20 protein-coding genes and 1 other annotated feature are annotated in these 20,260 nt (G+C 37.2%); of the genes, 14 read left to right on the forward strand and 6 right to left on the reverse strand.

The features are described from left to right. Nucleotides 1-67 precede the first annotated feature (67 nt). Both B9N79_RS08490 and B9N79_RS08495 read left to right on the forward strand, forming a co-directional pair. Nucleotides 68-1,192 carry an NAD(P)/FAD-dependent oxidoreductase gene (locus B9N79_RS08490; protein WP_046217140.1) on the forward strand — a complete coding sequence of 375 codons (1,125 nt, stop codon included), beginning with the start codon at nt 68-70 and terminating at the stop codon, nt 1,190-1,192. Nucleotides 1,193-1,249: 57 nt separating this feature from the next. Then, nucleotides 1,250-1,621: a GIY-YIG nuclease family protein gene (locus tag B9N79_RS08495; protein WP_019395484.1), complete on the forward strand. Its 372-nt coding sequence runs from the start codon at nt 1,250-1,252 to the stop codon at nt 1,619-1,621. 158 nt (nt 1,622-1,779) lie between these two features. On the opposite strand, the gene B9N79_RS08500 is transcribed toward B9N79_RS08495, so the two are convergent. Then, nucleotides 1,780-2,220: an Hsp20/alpha crystallin family protein gene (locus tag B9N79_RS08500; protein ID WP_048896769.1), complete on the reverse strand. Its 441-nt coding sequence runs from the start codon at nt 2,218-2,220 to the stop codon at nt 1,780-1,782. A gap of 216 nt (nt 2,221-2,436) precedes the next feature. Between B9N79_RS08500 and B9N79_RS08505 the strand changes: the two genes are divergently transcribed. The 5 genes from B9N79_RS08505 (at nt 2,437) to B9N79_RS26050 (ending at nt 6,261) form a co-directional block, all read left to right on the forward strand. Then, a complete protein-coding gene (locus tag B9N79_RS08505) occupies nt 2,437-2,898 on the forward strand; it encodes a MarR family transcriptional regulator (protein WP_046217517.1) in 462 nt (153 codons plus the stop codon). Between the two features lie 11 nt (nt 2,899-2,909). Further along, nucleotides 2,910-3,130 (forward strand) — a binding site (T-box leader). 39 nt (nt 3,131-3,169) lie between these two features. After that, nucleotides 3,170-4,420, forward strand: coding sequence for a tyrosine--tRNA ligase (tyrS, locus tag B9N79_RS08510; RefSeq protein WP_040057859.1), 1,251 nt, complete (start codon nt 3,170-3,172; stop codon nt 4,418-4,420). A gap of 125 nt (nt 4,421-4,545) precedes the next feature. Next, nucleotides 4,546-5,130: a DJ-1/PfpI family protein gene (locus B9N79_RS08515; RefSeq protein ID WP_040057858.1), complete on the forward strand. Its 585-nt coding sequence runs from the start codon at nt 4,546-4,548 to the stop codon at nt 5,128-5,130. Nucleotides 5,131-5,227: 97 nt separating this feature from the next. Further along, nucleotides 5,228-5,956, forward strand: a complete 729-nt coding sequence (locus tag B9N79_RS08520) for a hypothetical protein (protein WP_019395489.1) — start codon at nt 5,228-5,230, stop codon at nt 5,954-5,956. A 164-nt stretch (nt 5,957-6,120) separates the two neighbouring features. Then, on the forward strand, nt 6,121-6,261 hold the full coding sequence (locus tag B9N79_RS26050; RefSeq protein ID WP_019395490.1) for a hypothetical protein: 141 nt from the start codon (nt 6,121-6,123) through the stop codon (nt 6,259-6,261). A 196-nt stretch (nt 6,262-6,457) separates the two neighbouring features. Here B9N79_RS26050 and B9N79_RS08525 read toward each other — a convergent pair whose 3' ends face one another. Further along, on the reverse strand, nt 6,458-6,928 hold the full coding sequence (locus B9N79_RS08525) for a hypothetical protein (protein ID WP_040057857.1): 471 nt from the start codon (nt 6,926-6,928) through the stop codon (nt 6,458-6,460). A gap of 473 nt (nt 6,929-7,401) precedes the next feature. On the opposite strand from B9N79_RS08525, the gene B9N79_RS08530 reads away from it, so the two are divergent. Next, the gene (locus B9N79_RS08530; RefSeq protein ID WP_046217518.1) at nt 7,402-8,742 is read left to right on the forward strand and encodes an amino acid permease; all 1,341 of its coding nucleotides are present in this window, start codon (nt 7,402-7,404) and stop codon (nt 8,740-8,742) included. A gap of 35 nt (nt 8,743-8,777) precedes the next feature. Here B9N79_RS08530 and B9N79_RS08535 read toward each other — a convergent pair whose 3' ends face one another. Continuing rightward, a complete protein-coding gene (locus tag B9N79_RS08535; RefSeq protein WP_046217141.1) occupies nt 8,778-9,266 on the reverse strand; it encodes a CBO0543 family protein in 489 nt (162 codons plus the stop codon). Between the two features lie 140 nt (nt 9,267-9,406). Further along, nucleotides 9,407-10,612, reverse strand: coding sequence for an MFS transporter (locus B9N79_RS08540; protein WP_040057855.1), 1,206 nt, complete (start codon nt 10,610-10,612; stop codon nt 9,407-9,409). A 297-nt stretch (nt 10,613-10,909) separates the two neighbouring features. On the opposite strand from B9N79_RS08540, the gene B9N79_RS08545 reads away from it, so the two are divergent. From B9N79_RS08545 to cysI, 6 genes are all read left to right on the forward strand, one after another. Beyond that, nucleotides 10,910-11,095 carry a hypothetical protein gene (locus B9N79_RS08545; RefSeq protein WP_046217142.1) on the forward strand — a complete coding sequence of 62 codons (186 nt, stop codon included), beginning with the start codon at nt 10,910-10,912 and terminating at the stop codon, nt 11,093-11,095. Nucleotides 11,096-11,391: 296 nt separating this feature from the next. Beyond that, on the forward strand, nt 11,392-12,192 hold the full coding sequence (locus B9N79_RS08550; RefSeq protein ID WP_046217143.1) for an NUDIX domain-containing protein: 801 nt from the start codon (nt 11,392-11,394) through the stop codon (nt 12,190-12,192). A gap of 86 nt (nt 12,193-12,278) precedes the next feature. Further along, nucleotides 12,279-13,184, forward strand: a complete 906-nt coding sequence (locus B9N79_RS08555) for a cysteine hydrolase family protein (protein ID WP_046217144.1) — start codon at nt 12,279-12,281, stop codon at nt 13,182-13,184. 19 nt (nt 13,185-13,203) lie between these two features. Continuing rightward, the gene (locus tag B9N79_RS08560; RefSeq protein ID WP_046217145.1) at nt 13,204-14,667 is read left to right on the forward strand and encodes a nicotinate phosphoribosyltransferase; all 1,464 of its coding nucleotides are present in this window, start codon (nt 13,204-13,206) and stop codon (nt 14,665-14,667) included. A gap of 358 nt (nt 14,668-15,025) precedes the next feature. Next, nucleotides 15,026-16,840, forward strand: coding sequence for an assimilatory sulfite reductase (NADPH) flavoprotein subunit (locus tag B9N79_RS08565; RefSeq protein ID WP_046217146.1), 1,815 nt, complete (start codon nt 15,026-15,028; stop codon nt 16,838-16,840). A gap of 26 nt (nt 16,841-16,866) precedes the next feature. Next, nucleotides 16,867-18,591 (forward strand): assimilatory sulfite reductase (NADPH) hemoprotein subunit, encoded by a 1,725-nt coding sequence (gene cysI / locus B9N79_RS08570; RefSeq protein WP_046217147.1) that lies wholly within the window; start codon nt 16,867-16,869, stop codon nt 18,589-18,591. 12 nt (nt 18,592-18,603) lie between these two features. Here the strand turns inward: cysI and B9N79_RS08575 are convergent, their stop codons facing one another. Both B9N79_RS08575 and B9N79_RS08580 read right to left on the reverse strand, forming a co-directional pair. After that, a complete protein-coding gene (locus tag B9N79_RS08575) occupies nt 18,604-19,830 on the reverse strand; it encodes an FAD-dependent oxidoreductase (protein ID WP_019395501.1) in 1,227 nt (408 codons plus the stop codon). 117 nt (nt 19,831-19,947) lie between these two features. Beyond that, on the reverse strand, nt 19,948-20,175 hold the full coding sequence (locus B9N79_RS08580) for a DUF3953 domain-containing protein (RefSeq protein WP_019395502.1): 228 nt from the start codon (nt 20,173-20,175) through the stop codon (nt 19,948-19,950). Between the last annotated feature and the right edge of the window lie 85 nt (nt 20,176-20,260).

Consider the following 20,260-nt stretch of genomic DNA (forward strand, 5'->3'; position numbering starts at 1 on the left):
TCCTTTGAAAAAAACGGAGTGTATTTGTAGAATGGAGAGGAGAAGATAAAAAGAAAAAGGTGTAAAAATGAAAAAATATATTGTCGTTGGCGCAGGAATTCTTGGTGCTTCAACAGCCTATCATTTAGCAAAAAAAGGAGCAGAGGTTGTTGTGGTTGATCGAAAAGACCGTGGGAGAGCAACAGATGCTGCAGCAGGTATTGTTTGTCCATGGCTTTCACAGCGTCGTAACAAAGTGTGGTATGCACTTGCTAAAGGTGGAGCAAAATACTATCATCGTTTAATTTCTGATCTTGAAAAAGATGGAGAGTATGAAACAGGCTATAAAAGAGTGGGAGCTATTAGTCTTCATTATGATGAAAAGAAATTAGATGCAATGGAAAAAAGAGCATACAAACGTCGAGAAGAGGCGCCTGAAATTGGTGAGATTACAAGGTTAAACAAGGAAGAAACGAAAAAACGCTTTCCTCTTTTAAGTGATGAATATAGTTCTGTACATATAAGCGGAGCAGCCCGTGTAAATGGACGGGCGCTTAGAGAAGCTCTTCTTAATGGAGCAACAAAGCATGGCGCAACACTCTTAGAAGGAAGTGCTGCTCTTTTAGAAAAAGAGGGGGAAGTCACAGGAGTAAAAATAAACAATGACGACATTTATGACGGAGAAGTCATCATCACAGGTGGAGCATGGGCAGATGAGCTTTTAAAACCATTAGGGCTAGAATTTTTAGTAACGTTTCAAAAAGCACAAATTGTTCATTTACACGTTGAAGAAGATACAGGGAACTGGCCTGTTGTTATTCCACCGAATGATCAGTATATTTTAACGTTTGAAGACGGGGAAATGGTTATTGGAGCAACTCATGAGAACGAAACAGGCTTTGATTACCGGGTAACAGCAGGTGGGCTGCACGAAGTGTTAGATAAAGCTATCTCTGTTGCACCAGGCATCTCAAATAGCGAAGTTGTTGAAACAAGAGTGGGTTTTCGACCGTTCACCCCAGGGTTTTTGCCTGTTTTTGGTCCTGTTCCAACTATTAAGAATGTATTTGTGGCAAACGGACTTGGCGCATCTGGCTTAACGTCGGGACCTTATCTTGGGAGTGAACTTGCCAAACTTGTTCTTGGAGAAGAAACTGAGCTTGATCATCATAATTATTCTGTTGAGGAAGCTCTCACATCAATAAAAGCATAGCTTTTTATAGTTTCGTGTGTTACGATTTATTTTTACTGAAGAATAGGACGTGAAATGATGATTAAAATTAGTATTCCAGCATCAGATGTAACAATTACAAGAAGAAAACAGCCTGAAAGCGCAGAACCAAGAATCCGCCCAATTAATGGATTCATTGATCTTCATGAAATTCCACGTGATAAAGGCGGTATGATTTTCTTCTATAATAAAGAAGATGAAGTGCTTTTCGTCGGAAAAGCGCGCAAGCTAAGACAGCGTGTGAAAAGACATCTTGAAGATAATGTATCACCATTAAAACCTTACAGAGATGAAATCTACAAAATTTCCGTATCTTTTGTAGAACGTCCTGTTGACCGTGAAATTTATGAAACATATGCCATTAATGAACTAGAAGCAAAATATAACATTGATAAAGTGTTTTATAAATAAGGGAAGAGAAGCGAGCGCAAACCTTTTATATCAAAAGGTTTACGCTCGCTTTTTTATAAGAGGGTAGATGAATATAGTCAAGATTCAGGTTCATCTTGTCTTGCCAAAGAAAGAAGAGGAGTAAGATAAAAAAACGACCTTTAGGTAAGGGCGTTTTTTTATTCAATTTCAATTTGTCGCTGTTTTTGCTCTCCCTTTTGCAAAATGACTTTTAAAATGCCGTCTTGATAAAGCGCCCGTGCTTTTTCTTCCTGAACAGAGCATGGAAGAGCAACAAGGCGTTCTGTTTTTTTTATGGAAGAGCTCCGCATTGAAACATATTCTTCACTTACATTTTCAACAGTTTGGTTGTACTCTGCTGAGATTTTTAAATGATCTCCAATAAGTCTAATCTCAATGTGCTCTTTGCGGAATCCAGGAACTTCGGCTTCCACAATTACTTCATCCTCTGTTTCATAAACATCAACATAAAAGGATTGTTGATTCAATAAATGACCAAGCTGTCCTGCAGATTCTTGAAAAAGAGAGTCAAACGATTTTACAACGTTCTGAAGAGAACTTTCAAATAACTTTGAAAGCTTATTATCATTAGAGTCCATTCTAATGCCTCCTCTAGGTATTTTTACTATAGAGTATGCATCCTGATTTCAAAACGTACGTGCAATAAAAAACAATATAATTTATTTTAAACTTGCAAGAAAAATATTTTCTTGTTAAAATCGTTTCATAGCTAACGATTTTGAAAATTCAATGAGGTGAGTCATATTTATTCATTTGATAAGGAAGGAAAGCTTTTGCAAGAAGAGAAAGAAACCATGGATGTCTTAACAAATGCCAAAATTGGCTCACTTGATTTGAAATCCATTGCTGTTGTGACAAACATTTATCGAATTGCACAAGGCCTACGAAATAAAATGGAGAGAGAAGTGCTCTCTCAATATGGATTATCATGGACTGCTTTTTCACTTCTTTATGATTTGTGGGTAAGAGAAGGAGAAGAAACAAAAGCATTAGCCGAGTCAGCTGGCGTAACAAAGGCTACAATTAGCAATATTACGAAGACGCTTGAGCGTAAGGAGCTTTGTTACCGTAAAAGTGATGTTAGAGATCGGCGCAAAACATATGTATTTTTAACAGATGAAGGAAAAAAAGTGATCGAAGAACTTTATCCTCATTTTCATCAAGGTGAAGTTGAGATTGTCTCAAGTTTAGACTCAGAGGAGAAAGACTATATATCACATCTGCTTCGAAAAGTAATTCGAGCGAACAAATTTTAAAAGTTCATATCTAAAAAGCAATGAGAGGAATTCTAGTAGCGGTTATCTCCCTATTTCAGAGAGTCGGCGGGTGGTGTGAGTCGATATACAGATAATGCGAAATACAGTCCTTGAGCTTTCTTTGCCTGATAAAAAAGCAAAGAACGGAAGAACCGTTAATCATGAAGTGGAAGAATACTTGTATTCTTCAATAAGGGTGGTACCGCGTGTCAACAACAACCACGTCCCTTTTTAGGAGACGTGGTTTTTTTATATTTAAGGAGGAAGAAAAATGGAAAATTTCATCGAGAAATTAACAAGAGAACAAAAAGAAGAAGTAAAGAGACAAATGAAGTTGTACACTCAAGGTGTGCAAGAAATCATTCCGGCAGAAGAATTAGAACAGAAGCTAGCTAAGTCGATTATTAACAATGAACCATTAAAAATTAAACTAGGATTAGATCCTTCTGCTCCTGATGTGCATCTCGGACACACGGTTGTATTGAATAAAATGCGTCAGTTTCAGGAAAATGGACATAAGATTCAGCTGTTAATTGGGGACTTCACGGGGAAAATTGGGGATCCAACAGGAAAATCAGTAGCGCGCAAACAGCTTACAGATGAAGAAGTAAAGAGAAATGCTAAAACATATTTTGAGCAATTTGGAAAAGTAATGGATATGTCAAAAGTAGATCTTTACTATAATTCTAAATGGCTCTCAAAGCTGAATTTTGAAGAGGTTATCGGCTTAGCTGGTAAAATAACAGTAGCAAGATTATTAGAAAGAGATGACTTTGAAGAACGTATTGCATTAGGAAAACCAATTTCCTTACATGAATTTTTCTACCCTGTGATGCAAGGATATGATTCCGTGATGTTAGAGTGTGATATTGAATTAGGTGGAACAGATCAACATTTTAATATTTTAATGGGAAGACATTTTCAAGAGAAGTTTGGAAAAGAAAAACAAGTTGCGCTTTTAATGCCTCTATTAGAAGGACTTGATGGGGTTGAAAAAATGTCGAAATCTAAAAATAACTACATTGGAATTGACGAAACTCCAGAGGAGATGTATGGAAAAGCTATGTCTATTAGAGATGAGCAGATGATTAAATACTTTGAGCTTGTAACAAAGTTCACTCCAGAGGAAATAGCTAAAATAAAGGCGAATTTAGAAGCAGGTGAGCTTCATCCGAAGAAAGCTAAAATGCTTCTCGCTGAAACAATTGTAAGCATGTACCAAGATGAAGAAGCAGCTAAAAAAGCAGGCAAACACTTTGCTTCCGTATTTCAACAAGGAGCAATCCCAACAAATGTTGCTGAAATAGAATGGAATGGAGGAGAAATAGCATCTCCTATTGATCTTATTATGCACGCTAACTTACTTAGTTCTAGAAGTGAAGCGCGTAGAATGATTGACAATAACGGCGTAAAAATAAATGGAGAGAAAGTTGTCCACAAAGATGAGCAGTTAGTAATCTCTGATGGTTTAGTAATTCAAATTGGAAAACGCAAATTTGCAAAAATAAGAGTAAAAGCTTAAAGAAAGAGAGGAACCCTCTCTTTCTTTTTTTGTGAACATAGTCATCCCGTAAATAATCTTTACGCTATTAGTTTATGATAACAACAGAAGAAAGCATTATATAGGGTGAAAAGGAGAAGGTCAAAATGAAAAGAGTGTTACTTCTTTTAGCAGACGGATTTGAAGCTGTTGAAGCGAGCGTGTTTACAGATGTTTTTGGGTGGAACAAAATAGAAGGTAACGGTGAGACAGAACTTGTGACAGCAGGGCTGAGGGAAGAACTAAAATGTACGTGGAATTTTCGAGTGAAGCCTGAAATGCTTTTACAGGACGTAAAAGTAGAAGACTTTGATGCCCTTGCTATTGGTGGAGGATTTGAACAAGCAGGGTATTTTACAGATGCATTTTCTAAAGAATTTCAAGATATTATTCAGCAGTTTCATCAGCAGAAGAAAATAATTGGAGCTGTTTGCATAGCCGCTTTAGCGCTTGGGAAAAGCGGAATTTTAAAAGGGAAAAAGGCCACAACATACAGCTATCCTGGAAGTACGAGAAAGCAGGAGTTACAGAAGTTTGGAGCAGAGGTAGTCCAAGCTCCGCTTATTGATGAGGGAAACATTATTACATGCGCAAGTCCATCGGTAGGGTTTGATGTTTCCTTTCTTATGCTAGAAAAGTTAACCTCGAGAAAAAACGTTGAGAAAGTAAGAGGTTTAATGGGTTTCTCATAAACTTATTATGTAAACAATTTCTAAGAAAAAAATAGTAAAAGTGGTAACCTTTCTCTTTCTTTTTCGTATATGATAAGAGAAGGAGGTGGGCCACACTTTGGGTAGATTGCTCTTTTTATTTTTTATTGCCCTGCTTGGCATTATTTTACGTTATATTATCTTGGGGGAATTTGAGTGGGAGCATATTGTAATAGTCTCTTTCTTTTTAGTTGGAGCGTTTTTTCTTTTGATTTTTATAAAGTGGAGAGTCAGCCTTGATGAAAAGTACATACCAGCACAATCAGAAAACAAGCTTTGGACAACCCGAATAGGCGAACGACATTCAAAAGGAAGAAAAATGCTTTATTTCGGCGAAACAAAGCGGGGAGAATACCGCCGTTACTATGCGAAGTGGTGGCATAAAATAATTGTGGACATTCTTGAAGGAGACGGACAGTGGTATATGAACCTAGCTGTAAAATGGGATGCTGGAGATGAAATCCGATTTATTGACCAAACTGAAAAAGTATGGAAGCTGAATTGGGGATGGAAAATTATCCAGGATAACAAGGAAATTGGAATTATTAAAACTGATTTTTCACTGAAAAATTCAGCTAAGTTGAAAGAAAAGCTTTGTTTGCACTATAACGGCTCTCTTTATGAATTCTCCTGTTCTAGCATTGGCTCAAATATAAAGGTGAAAAAAGGGGGAGAACTGGTAGCAGAAGGCGGCCGATATGAATTTTTGAAGAATCGATACTATTTTGATGTAAAAGAAAAGTTTCAGCATCATGAAAATTTGCTTGTTATGACCTACCTTTTATTTAACTATGTTCATAAGCAGTAAAAAAAGAAGGCTTTTTAAAAGCCTTCTTTTTTCAATGAAAACTACCATTTGAGGAAGCGACCCCTCCTAAAGTAGCTGAACTTTTCTATGATTTCTATGTTTCAAAATGATAAGAAACGCTAAATTCGCTCCTTTAACTCCTTTTGGCGGATGACCTCAACAGAATGCCTTCTGTACTTATCATTACAGCTGAGCGAGACTCGCTTGCAAAGGAAGCAGAAACTTATATGCAGGAAGGCTGGTATAGAGTGACATATAAACAATATAAAGAGCAGTACACGGATTTATACATAGCGGAAGGTTAGAAAAAGCTGAAAGCATAAGACACTTCATTCGTGATACATTACAAAATAAAATTTCCTCTTTTATATCGTGACGCTCTATAGTGAACGTCAGGTTTTTTATTTTCTAACAGCTCTGTTATAAATAAGGGAATGAATAAGCTGTTCACGTGTTTGTCTCTTTGTTTGATAGCTTAAAAAAGCAGTTATAGCATAAAATTTATTTTTGAATGGCACGTTTTTCTAAGCAAGATATTAGTTTATAATAGCCAAGCAAAATTACTAGCAAGAAAGGATCAAGAATTGCAGCATGCCATAATCTCCACCAGCCATAGTGAAAATATCCCCATGGTTCAGGTAGCTTTGTCATGACTTCATAGAGAAGAATGAAAATTACCCAAAGGACAATATAAGCTGCTTTTTGGGTCAATGTTTTGTGAACAGGATACCAATTTAAAAACATAATATTTACAGGAGGAATCAACAGTGTATGAGGAAGAAGCCCCGCCCAGTCAATTTCCCGATTAAAGTACCAATAACCGTGATATTTATACTCAATCATCAGATCAAATAGTTGCTGAAAGGCGATGGTAAACATCCAAATATGTAAAATTTGATGAGCTGGTAGCGTTCTATTTGTTTTAAAGGCAATCACGTTAAATACAATAATAGCAACAATTAGTCCAACCATTCTCTTTTCCTTTCAGCAAAATTTTATAAAAAAATCCGTGTTTTCTTAGAATGAGCGTTATAAGGAGAAGTTATACAAAAGGAGAGGAAATGTTAGAAAAAGAAAAGAGTCACCTATAAATTTTCGGAATATTTAAATTTAATTATATTCTTATAAAGAAATATTTGTAAATTATAAAATCCTTTTTATTTTTCCTTTATTAATAGAAAGGATATAATGTTCTTCTGAAAAAAACAATTGTATTTTTAGGGGGAATTTATTATTATAGAATAAGTAATAAAGTATTGCATTTATAAATAATAAGCATGTTCTCAACTATTACAGTAAATATAAAGATGATTTTGGAAGGCAGCTTTAGTACAAACAGAAAAAGCTTAGCCCTCTTTCATCACGTGGAGACTACAGAGAAAAGAGGAGGAACAAAAGTGGAGAAAGAAGAGCTACAAAGAGGACTGCAGTCACGTCATATTCAAATGATTGCTCTAGGAGGAACAATCGGTGTTGGGTTGTTTATGGGCTCAACAAGCACAATTCAATGGACAGGCCCGTCCGTACTCCTAGCATATGCGATTTGCGGTATTTTTATCTTTTTTGTTATGAGAGCAATGGGGGAAATGCTTTATGTTGAACCAAGCACAGGTTCTTTTGCCACATTTGGTCATAAGTATATTCATCCATTAGCAGGATATATGACAGCATGGAGCAACTGGTTTCAGTGGATTATTGTTGGAATGTCCGAAATTATTGCAGTTGGAGCATACATGAAATTTTGGTTTCCAGACTTGCCAGCTTGGATTCCGGGGATCGTAGCTATGGCTATTCTTGGAGCAGCTAATTTAGTGTCTGTTAAATCATTTGGAGAATTTGAATTTTGGTTCGCTATGATTAAAATAGTTACAATTGTCCTTATGATTATTGCTGGTATTGGCCTTATCTTCTTTGGACTTGGAAATGGTGGAGATGCAATCGGAATTTCAAATCTTTGGGAGCATGGCGGCTTTTTTGCTGGAGGTTGGTCTGGATTTTTCTTTGCTCTTTCTCTTGTAATTGCTGCTTATCAAGGAGTAGAACTTATTGGAATTACAGCAGGAGAAGCACAAAATCCACAGAAAACATTGAGAAGTGCTATTCAAAGTATTATCTGGCGTATTTTAATCTTCTACATTGGAGCTATTTTTGTTATTGTAACGGTGTATCCTTGGAACGAGCTTAACTCATTAGGCAGTCCATTTGTGTCTACATTTGCAAAAGTGGGTATTACAGCAGCGGCAGGGATCATTAACTTCGTAGTCATTACAGCAGCAATGTCAGGATGTAACAGTGGAATTTTCAGTGCAGGACGCATGCTCTACACATTAGGTCTAAATGGACAAGCACCAAAGTTTTTTACAAAAGTTTCTCGCAATGGTGTTCCACTATACGGTACGATAGCTGTGCTTATTGGCTTAGCAATTGGTGTTGTGTTAAATTATGTTGCACCTCCTAAAATCTTTGTGTACGTATATAGTGCAAGTGTTCTTCCAGGTATGGTGCCTTGGTTTGTGATTTTAATTAGTCAAATCCGTTTTAGAAAGGCTAAAGGAGAAGAAATGAAGAAACATCCATTCAAAATGCCTTTTGCTCCTTTCACAAACTACTTAACAATCGCCTTTTTATTAATGGTTCTTGTTGGAATGTGGTTTAACAATGAAACGAGAGTATCGCTAATTGTCGGGATTGTTTTTCTTGTTATTGTAACGATTAGTTATTATGCATTTGGAATTCATAAACGTTCCACATTAGCTAACGAAAACGAGCAGCATAAAGCAGGATAAAAAAAGCGTGTGAAATACTATTTCACACGCTTTTTTTAGGTAGTTTTCTTTGTTGTTGTTGTTTTGCGTAATGATCCGATAATCATCCTATTTAGCAATGATTTTACCGCCATACTAAGGAAACTATAATACCAAGTCCATTTCTTGTTCCATCTAATCAGCTTTGTATATTTTTCAGCCCACGTTTCGACTAGGACAATGACACTGATAAAACCTAGTGTTTTACAAACTGTTATTATTACTCCGTTCTTCTTTGTTGTTTCATTGATAAGGATGGACGTTACAGGGTATAAGAGAAAATCAAACAGGATGTGAATTTTGAAATCTCGTTTTAGCAGTCTAACAGGATATTTGATTAATTTCCTATTAACAACAAACCTGTCGACAATTCCATTTGTTAAGCTGTTCAGCAAGAAGGTTAGCAAAAAGTTTTTCATTCCCATTCTTTTTAATAAAAAAGGACATAGTAGCAATGTGAAGAAGAACAAAAATTTTAAAAATCCTTTCTCAAATGCTTTGCTCATGTTTTCAACCACCTTTTGCGATACTTGATAATAAGCTACTTAGCTTCTGTCGCTTATTGTGGATGAGAACTAGGCGTATTATACAGAGAAAAGAACAATAGAAAAACCGTCTGCCTTTTTAAAAACAGACGGTTTCTTCGTTATGCTTGAACACGGCTTTGCCCTTTACTTTCAACAACATAAATTGAAAATCCTATTAGAAACGCTACCGCAACGAAAATAGCTCCAATCCATGGAAGAGAGGTCAGCCCCATATGAGTAATAACAACTCCTCCAAGAAAAGCTCCAAATGCATTTCCTAAGTTGGCTGCAGAATGGTTAGATGTTGAAGCAAGAGCAGGGGCTTCGTGCGCAAGATTCATAATCTTAACTTGAACACCAGGCATAACAGCGAACGCTGCTGCTCCCCAAAAGAACATCGTAATCACTGCTGCCGCAGGGCTTTTTACTGTAACAGTGAATACTAAAAGAAGGATACAAATTGCCGCAAATATTCCAAAGATAGAGGGCATAAGCTTCCAATCTGCCAGTTTTCCTCCTACAATGTTTCCTAACGTAACGCCACAGCCGTACAACACAAGAATCCATGTTACGCTATGTTCATGAAACCCAGTGACGTCTACAAGCAGCGGTGTAATGTAAGTGAAAACAGTAAATAAACTTCCACACCCTAATGCACTAAGCAGAAGGAACAGAAGAAGCTTTGGCTGCTTAAATGCGCCAAACTGTTTTGTTAAGTTTGAAGACGCTTCTTGACGAAGTTTTGGAATAAAAATAATGATGCCAATAAAAGCAATAAGACCCATTATTGTAATCGCTCCAAATGAAGCTCTCCATCCTAAATGTTGCCCAATGAAGGTTCCAACAGGCACACCAACAATATTAGCAATTGTTAAGCCTGCCATCATTGTAGCAACAGCACTTGCACGTTTGTGTGGTTGAACAAGCTTTGAAGCAATAACAGCTCCAACACCGAAAAATGTACCGTGACATAATGCAGTTAAAAGTCTAGCGCCCATTAATAATTCATAATTTGGGGCGATGATAGCAAATGCATTTCCAAGGATAAATAAAAACATGAGTAAGCAAAGCAGCATTTTTTGAGGAACCCTGTGTGTGAAAATCGTTAGGATAGGAGCTCCAATGGCAACGCCTAACGCGTAACCTGTAATAAGCTGTCCTGCTTTTGAAATACTAACGTGAAGGTCTTCCGCGACGTTTGGAAGGATGCCCATGATAACGAACTCTGTCATTCCAATGGCAAAAGCACCTAACGTTAGGGAAAGAAGAGCAATTGGAAAAGGCTCTTTTTTCCCGCTAAGCTTTTGAGCTTGTGAAGAATTCATAACTTATTCAGCCTTTCTGTATAAAATGGAATAAAATATATCTAAAGTGCAGTCCAGTTATTTATCATACTGAATACATAGGAATTATACAAGGGAAGAAATTAAAATAACCATTAAGTTTAATAGAATAAGAACAGAAATATGTAATGTAAAGCACACTGAAGAGAGCTATAAATATAAGAGCTCTAATTTAGAAGAAAGGATAGATCTCGCTAAGTCAAGTTCCGCTTTAGGGTAAATTTCCATAAATACCTCTATTTGTGATAAAATAGGGAATAAGCGAAGGGGGATAAGGGGATGTCACTTTATAACACTTTGTTTCGGCTTTCCATCTGTATGATGGTTATTTTTGGAGGGGCGTTCTTTTTAAAGTATATAAAAACAGGAGACGTGTTCGTAGATCAATTCTCTGGGTTTTTTATAGGCCTTGTTCTGTTTTTTTCACTGCTTTTTTGGAAGATTGATCATAAGAAAAGAACGTGAGGAGCGTCTAGATTTAGACGCTTTTTTTGTATGAAAACTTAACAGACTTGATAAGGTGTTCATATCAAGCCAGATTGTAAACATTGAAATGAAATATAATTTGATTAACTTTACAATAGAAGAGTAAGGGATTCTAGTTTTGGGTATTAACAATCATAAACAAGTCGTATATTTATCATTTTTTCTGAAAAACTAGTTGCAAAGAGAAAAGAATAAGCGTATGCTGTATATATAAATAGTAATTCAATAAATACTAATTACTTGAGTGAAGAAAATGAGAAAAAAGGGGAATTCGTGTGGCGAAATACAAGACAGAAAAAGAGATGTTAGATCATTATCGTTCATCAGATTATATTACGCCTGATGGCTATACGTCAGACATCGCCATTTTCACCATCCAGTCATATAAGAAAGAAGAAAAAGCACCACCGGTTATGAAGCTTTCTCTTATGCTTATTAAACGAGCTGAAAAAGACAAAGAAGGAAATCCGAATGTCGAAGGAGGAAAATGGGCAATTCCAGGTGGGTTTGTTGATGCGAATCATAAGGAAACAGCTTTTGAAGCAGCAAAGAGAGAGCTCAAAGAAGAAACAAACATAGACGGTCTTCATATTCAGCATTTTGGTGTGTATGATCGTATTGGTCGAGATCCGCGGGGATGGATGATTTCAAATGCTTTTTATGCTGTTGTACCTGAAGAACTTGTAGAACAGCGAAAAGCAAGTGACGATGCAGCAGAAGTAGAACTCTTCACAATGGAAGAAGTATTCAAGCTTGATCTTGCTTTTGATCATCGACAAATCATTGAAGATGCTCTATCCTTTATAAAAAAAGACATGGTTCAAACAACGCTTGCTAAAAATTTTCTACCGAGTGAATTTTCATTATCTGAACTGCAGCGTGTTCTATTAACAGTCGGAGAAGATCCTCGTATTTCAACAGATTCTGTTTTTTTTACAAAGGTACCAAAACTTCCATTTATTGAGAAAGTAGTGGATGAAAAAGGTCAGCTAAAAAAAACAAAGCGCAATTCATTTCGACCGTCACAGCTTTACCGTTTCAATAATATTGAAGTCGTTCAGTCTGTGTATCATTAGGGAAGAGTTTCTTTCCTAATCAAACTTTAATTTTACTAATTTGTAATTTTATAATTACCAATTACGATTGATGGAGAGTGAAGAAGATGAAAAAAGCGCCTTTTGAATACATTGTTGAGACAAAAAAAATCGGAAAGAAGAATGAAAAAAAACTTGGTGATGTATTAACACTGTCCTCAAAAGAGAAACTACCAATAGAAGAAAAACGGAAAAAAGTTTTATTTATTGGAATCGACTATCAATACGACTTTATGGAAGATGGAGCACTTCCTGTTCTCGGTTCACACAGAGATGTGGAAAACGTAACGCGTTTTATTTATGAAAACTTAGAAAGGATTACAAATATCTCTGTTTCGCTTGATACACATGAACCTTCTCAAATCTTTCATGAATGTTGGTGGGAAAATGAGCACGGGGAACACCCGAAACCATTTACAATCATTACAGCGGAAGATGTGTTAACAAATAAATGGAAACCTCTTTATGAAAGTGAGAAAAGTTTAAAATATGTTCAAAACTTAGAGAAGTATGGTAAAAAACAGCTTTGTATTTGGAACTACCATTGTATAAAAGGAACAGAGGGAGCTTCCTTAGAGGGCCAGTTTGCAAATATGATTCATTATCATAGCTCAGTGCATAAAACACCGATTGAGAAAATTGTAAAAGGAGAAAATCCTCTAAGTGAAATGTACGGCATTATTAAGTCTGAACATGCTGAAAAAGATGATACAAATTATAGCTTTCTTAATCGTTTAAAAGAGTATAGCAGAATTATTATCGCAGGAGAAGCAAAGTCTCACTGTGTGTTGGAATCCATTAAGCAAATTACGCACTATTATAGAAACGATGATAACTTAACTTCAAATATAATCGTCCTGCAAGACTGTATGTCCTCTATTCAGGGTTTTGAAGAAGAAACAGAAAAAGAATATGCGCATCTTGCGAAAACGTATGGTATTAAATTAATGAATTGGGAAGATGTTCGACTATAAAAAAAATGGAGGAATAAAAATGAGCGGAAAATATAGTGATGATAGCATTATGCTTCACCTTGATCTTTATCAAATTAACATGGCTGAAACGTATTGGAGAGACGGGATCCATAATCGTAAAGCAATATTTGAACTTTATTTCCGTAAGAGCCCTTTTGGTAATGCATATGCCGTTTATGCAGGGCTTGAACGTGTTTTGCAATTTATAGAGAGCTTTGGTTTTTCAGAAAGTGATATTGAATATTTACGAAGCGAAGGATATGGAGAAGATTATCTTACTTTCCTAAGCGAGATGAAATTTACAGGAAGCATTCGGTCAATGAAAGAGGGGGAGCTTGTTTTTCCAAATGAGCCGCTTTTACGAGTTGAAGCGCCTCTTGCCCAAGCACAGCTTGTTGAGACACAGCTCTTAAATATTGTGAACTATCAAACCCTTATCGCAACAAAAGCTTCAAGAATTAAGCAAGTTATTGGCGATGAAGTTGCAATGGAGTTTGGAACACGCCGCGCGCATGAAATGGATGCAGCGGTATGGGGAACGCGAGCGGCCTATATTGGTGGATTTTCAGCAACAAGTAATGTAAGAGCGGGAAAAATGTTTGACTTACCAATCGCAGGTACACATGCACATGCAATGGTTCAAGCTTATCGAGATGAGTATACAGCGTTTCGAAAGTATGCAGATACACACAAAGATTGCGTATTTTTAGTTGATACGTATGATACGCTTCGCTCAGGAGTTCCGAATGCTATTCGTGTTGCAAAAGAGTATGGAGATAAAATTAATTTTATTGGCATTCGCCTTGATAGTGGGGATCTTGCATATCTCTCTAAAAAAGCTCGTAAAATGCTTGATGAAGCAGGGTTTCATGATGCAAAAATTGTAGCTTCAAATGACTTAGACGAATATACCATTATGAATTTAAAAGCTCAAGGAGCTAAAATTGATGTATGGGGCATTGGGACGAAACTGATTACAGCTTACGATCAAGCTGCACTTGGAGGGGTATACAAGCTTGTTTCTATTGAAGATGAAGACGGAGAAATGATGGACACAATTAAGATTTCAGCAAATCCAGAAAAAGTAACAACACCAGGAAAGAAGCGAGTATATCGAATTATTAATAATGAAAATCAACACTCTGAAGGAGATTATATTGCGCTTGAACATGAAAATCCCGAAGCGGAAGAAAAGTTAAAAATGTTTCACCCTGTGCATACGTACATTAGCAAGTTTGTGACAAATTTTACGGCAAAAGAGCTTCATGAAGAAGTTGTAATAGAGGGGAAAATAACATGTACCCGTCCTAAATTACCTGAAGTTCAAGCGTTTGCACGTGATAATATGAGCCTGCTATGGGATGAATATAAGCGAACGCTTAATCCTGAAGAATATCCTGTTGACTTAAGTCAGGAGTGCTGGGATCATAAAATGCGTTGTTTTAATGAGATGAAAGAAAAAGTTAAAAAGAACAACTTGTAAAAAAGGAAGAGAAGATTAGTTTGGCTGATCTTCTCTTTTCTTATATTTCAAAACAAAGTAAACAAGTTGGAATAGTGGTTTTAAGGGGATTGACTAATTTTTTTAACTTTTACAAGATAAATCGTTCGTACTCTCTTGTATTTCTCCCCCTTTTTGTACTATTATAATAGAAATCTATTATGAATTTTGAAGAAAATCAAAAGATAACTTTAAAACCGACTTGACTTATAGGAATAGTGAAATTATGATTATAGTAATTACTTCTCTCTTTGAAAGGTGAATAGAGAGAATTTTTGAAAAAGTCATGATACATATGATGGCGAAAAATTAAGCTTATATTTTTGTGAGGTGGATAGTGTTGCAACTTCAGGTAATAAACAGTCCGTTTAATGAGGAGCAGGTAGAGCTTCTAAATCGTCTTCTACCGACATTAACAGAAACCCAAAAAGTATGGTTAAGCGGTTATCTAGCTTCAAGTGCCGTAAACAGCGGTGCAGGAGCTACATCAGTAGCTACACCTGCTGCACCAGCGCCAACTATTTCAAAGGAAGTAACAGTTCTTTACGGTTCGCAAACTGGTAATGCCCAAGGCTTAGCAGATCAGGCGGGGAAAACGCTTGAAGGAAAAGGGTTTAAAGTAACTGTTTCGTCTATGAGTGATTTTAAACCAAACAGTTTGAAAAAACTAAAAAATCTTCTTGTTGTAGCGAGCACGCATGGTGAAGGAGATCCACCAGATAATGCTTTATCATTCCACGAATTTTTACATGGAAGACGTGCTCCAAAGCTTGAAGATCTTCGTTTCTCTGTTCTTTCTTTAGGGGACAGTTCATATGAGCAGTTCTGTCAAACAGGAAAAGAATTCGACGCTCGTCTTGAAGAGCTTGGCGGCACGCGTCTTCATCCACGAGTTGACTGTGATCTTGACTACGATGATCCTGCTGAAGAGTGGCTGAATGGAGTTATTGAAGGGCTAAATGAAGGGCAAGAACAAAATGTAGGATTAGCACAAAGTGCGGCAACAGCAGAAGCTGTTGTAGAATCTCCATATTCAAGAAAAAACCCGTTCAAAGCGGAAGTGCTTGAATCTATTAATCTAAATGGCCGTGGTTCAAACAAGGAAACGCGTCACTTAGAATTATCGCTTGAAGGTTCAGGCTTAACGTACAAACCAGGTGATAGCCTTGGAATTTATCCAGAGAACGATCCAAAACTTGTTGACCTTCTTATCGAAGAGTTAAATTGGGATCCAGAAGAAATTGTAACAACAAATAAACAAGGAGACGTTCGTCCCTTAAAAGAAGCTTTAATTTCTCATTTTGAAATTACTGTTCTTACAAAACCGCTTCTTGAGCAAGCTCTAAAACTTTCAGGAAATGATGGTCTTGCAGAGTTATTAGCAGCAGGAAACGAAGAAAAGGTAAAAGAGTATATTGATGGACGCGACCTACTGGATCTTGTCCGTGACTTTGGTCCATGGCCTGTTTCTGCAAATGATTTTGTCGCTATTCTTCGTAAAATGCCTGCTCGTCTCTATTCGATTTCAAGCAGTTTAGAAGCGAATCCAGACGAAGTTCATTTAACAATTGGAGCTGTTCGTTACAATACCCACGGTCGTGATCGCAATGGCGTATGTTCGATTTTATGCGCAGAGCGCTTAGAACCAGGCGATACACTGCCAATTTATATTCAAAACAACCAAAACTTTAAGCTTCCTGAAAATCCAGATACACCAATTATTATGGTTGGACCTGGAACAGGTGTAGCTCCTTTCCGTTCTTTTATGCAAGAGCGTGAGGAAATAGGAGCAGACGGAAAATCATGGATGTTCTTTGGGGATCAGCATTTTGTAACAGACTTTTTATATCAAACAGAATGGCAAAAATGGCTCAAAGATGGTGTGTTAACGAAGATGGATGTTGCTTTTTCTCGTGACACAGAAGAGAAGGTATATGTTCAACATAGAATGAAAGAACAAGGCAAAGAGTTATTCGAATGGCTTGAAGCTGGAGCTTCATTCTATGTTTGTGGAGATGAGAAACATATGGCACATGATGTTCATGAAACACTTATCGATATTATTGAAAAAGAAGGCAATATGTCTCGTCAAAATGCAGAAGAGTATGTAGCAAATATGCAGCAACAAAAACGTTATCAACGCGACGTATATTGAGCTTGGAGTGAAAGGAGTAATTCAACATGGGGAAAGTGAACCAACTATTAAAAGCACCAGAAGGACCACCTAGTGATGTAGAAGAAATTAAAGAACGAAGCGATTATTTGCGTGGAACGTTAAAAGAAACGATGCTTGACCGCATTAGCTCTGGAATCTCGGATGATGATAACCGTCTAATGAAATTTCATGGAAGCTACTTACAAGATGATCGAGATCTTCGTAATGAGCGACAAAAGCAGAAGCTTGAACCAGCTTATCAATTTATGCTTCGTGTTCGTACACCAGGAGGAGTTTCAACACCAGAGCAGTGGCTTGTGATGGATGATCTTGCAGAGCAATACGGAAATGGAACGCTTAAATTATCAACACGTCAAGCTTTCCAAATGCATGGTATTTTAAAATGGAACATGAAAACAACGATTCAAAAAATTCATGATTCCCTCTTAGATACGATTGCAGCCTGTGGTGACGTTAACCGTAACGTTATGGCAAACCCTAATCCATATCAATCTGAAGTTCATGCAGAAGTTTATGAATGGTCGAAGAAATTAAGCGACTATTTGCTTCCTCGTACAAGAGCATATCATGAAATTTGGTTAGATGAAGAAAAAGTGGCTGGAACACCTGAAGGGGAAGAAGTAGAACCAATGTATGGTGCTCTTTATTTACCTCGTAAGTTCAAAATCGGTATCACTGTTCCACCTTCAAACGATATTGACGTATTTTCTCAAGACCTTGGTTTTATTGCTATTGTTGAAGATGGTGAGCTAATTGGTTTTAACGTTGCAATTGGGGGCGGAATGGGGATGACCCACGGTGATAAAGAAACGTACCCTCAGCTTGCTAAAGTGATTGGTTTCTGTACACCAGATCAGGTGCTTGATGTAGCAGAAAAAGTTATTACAATTCAACGTGACTACGGAAACCGCTCGGTTCGTAAAAATGCTCGTTTTAAATATACAGTTGATCGACTAGGGCTTGAAACGGTAACAGAAGAGCTTTATGATCGTCTTGGTTTCAGACTTCAAGAAGCAAAACCATATCATTTCGATCATAATGGTGATCGTTACGGTTGGACACAAGGGATCAATGGAAATTGGCACTATACGCTTTTTGTAGAAGGAGGCCGCGTTGGCGACTTTGAAGACTACAAGATGAAAACAGGTTTGCGTGAAATTGCAAAAATTCATACTGGTGATTTTCGTTTAACAGGAAATCAAAACTTAGTGATTGCTAATATCACAGAAGAAATTAAAGACGAAGTAACAGCGCTTATGAATCAATATGGTCTTACAGATGGATCACATCATACAGCACTTCGTCGCAATTCACTAGCATGTGCAGCTCTTCCAACATGTGGTCTAGCGATGGCTGAAGCTGAGCGTTATTTACCGAAACTTATCGATAAAATCGAAGAAATCGTAGATGAGAACGGTCTTCGCAATGAAGAAATCAACGTGCGAATGACAGGCTGTCCGAACAGCTGTGCGCGCCCAACGCTTGGAGAGATTGCTTTTATCGGAAAAGCGCCAGGCAAGTACAATATGTATCTTGGTGCAGCTTTTGACGGAAGTCGCTTAAGCAAAATGTACCGTGAAAACATTGGAGAAGCTGAAATCTTAGAAGAGTTGAAAGTACTTCTTAGTCGCTATGCGAAAGAGCGTGAAGAAGGAGAACACTTCGGTGACTTTGTTGTACGTGTTGGAGTCATAAAAGCTGTAACAGACGGAACAAACTTTCATGATTGATAAAAAAGGCTGCTAATTGGCAGCCTTTTTTTCTTTAGCCTTTTTTCTTCTCAATCGGTCTTTTATCAGTATACTTTGATGAGCGAGGGGAAGAAAACATGACATGGCAAATGTTCTAATAACAGGATTAGCAAATCTCCGCTGCCAAAAAAGTGGAGGCCGTGCTTCATCTACAGCTTGTGGAGCATAATGGAGCATTTCAGACTGATAAGCTTTAAGAGCTAAGCTGATCTGATCACGGTTTGCTAAATTTTGAGCTAAGTTTACTGCATCAATGATCGCTGTACTTGCGCCAACACCTCCTGTAGGAGGCATTGGGTGAATCGCATCACCAATAACAGTTACTTTCGAATTTCGCCAAGGTTCAAGTGCTGCTGGAAAGTAAAAATGAAAAAAAGCGATATTTTGAGCAGGGGAGAGAGAAACTAGTTTTTGATAACTGCTATCCCATTTTGAAATAAGAGAAAGTGCTTCATTTTGAAGTTCTCGTGAAGAGAGTTTGTTATGAAAAAAAGATGAAGGTGCCCCAACAGACCAAACAATATATGGAGATTCGTTTTGTGCTAGCTCGTTTCCTGTAGATTTCAACTGGTTGTGAACAGTGAGAAACATTCCAATTCCTTTTGGTCCTACCGCAAAGGCTGGGCCATGAAATAGTTCATTAGGGAGGAGTTTTTTCACTTCAACTGTTAAAGGAACTTTTCCTGCAATAGCAGCTGTATCAGCGCTTTTGGCACTTTTTTTACCAAGAAGCTGGTTGGCAACGGCTGAATGAACTCCATCTGCTCCAACTAATACATCAACTTCAACACTTTCTTGATTAGAAAAATGGACAACAACGCGATCTTTTTTCTCTTCATAGTGTGAGAATACTGTATTCCAGTGGATAATATGGTCTAAATTTGAAGCTAAAATGGTTCTAAGCGGCACTCTACCAATCATAAGTACTTCTTCCTCTTCAACAGGAAAAGAGAGCTTTGTGTTGCCGTGATGATCCATGAGAGAAAACTTTGTGAATGACTCTTTGCCTGTGCCGCTAGACAGCAGTGCCTCCATAAGTTTTTGAGGGAGAACTTTACGGAGTGAGTTCAATGCATCTGCATGAAGGTGCAAACGATATCCACCGGTTTGTGTAGGCTTTTGATCACGTTCAAATACAATAACATTAATATTTGCTTCGCGAAGAGCTTGAGCAAGCGTAAGGCCTCCAATGCCACCTCCGATAATGCCTACAAGCATATAAGTCTCCTCCATCCCCAATACATCTTTTTTTATATTTTATGATTCAATTCTCTTAATAGACGAAAAAAGATCTTAAAAAAGAACGGTTAGTATACCGTTCTTTCATCCCAAAATTCATCCGTAAGAAATATAAATCGTTGTTATAACAAGAAAAAGGCCAACTAAGAACATAAAAATGGCATAGCCTTTTCTTTTGTTTTGTAGCTCGATAAAACCTGAAATAAAAATCAAGATACATAAAGAAACTTGCATAATAGAAAGGGAAGTAGAATTGTTAAAAAAAAGAGTGTAAAGAGCAGAACAGATAACAATAATCGCAACCATAAAACGTAGTATCTTCACTGGTGACCTCCATCATATGTATGTAATCTCATCATATCAAATCTCCGAGCTTTATAAAAGAAAACGCGACAGGGAGTCAATAAAA

Origin of the sequence: Priestia filamentosa (assembly GCF_900177535.1) — a bacterium.
GTDB classification, from domain to species: domain Bacteria; phylum Bacillota; class Bacilli; order Bacillales; family Bacillaceae_H; genus Bacillus_I; species Bacillus_I filamentosa.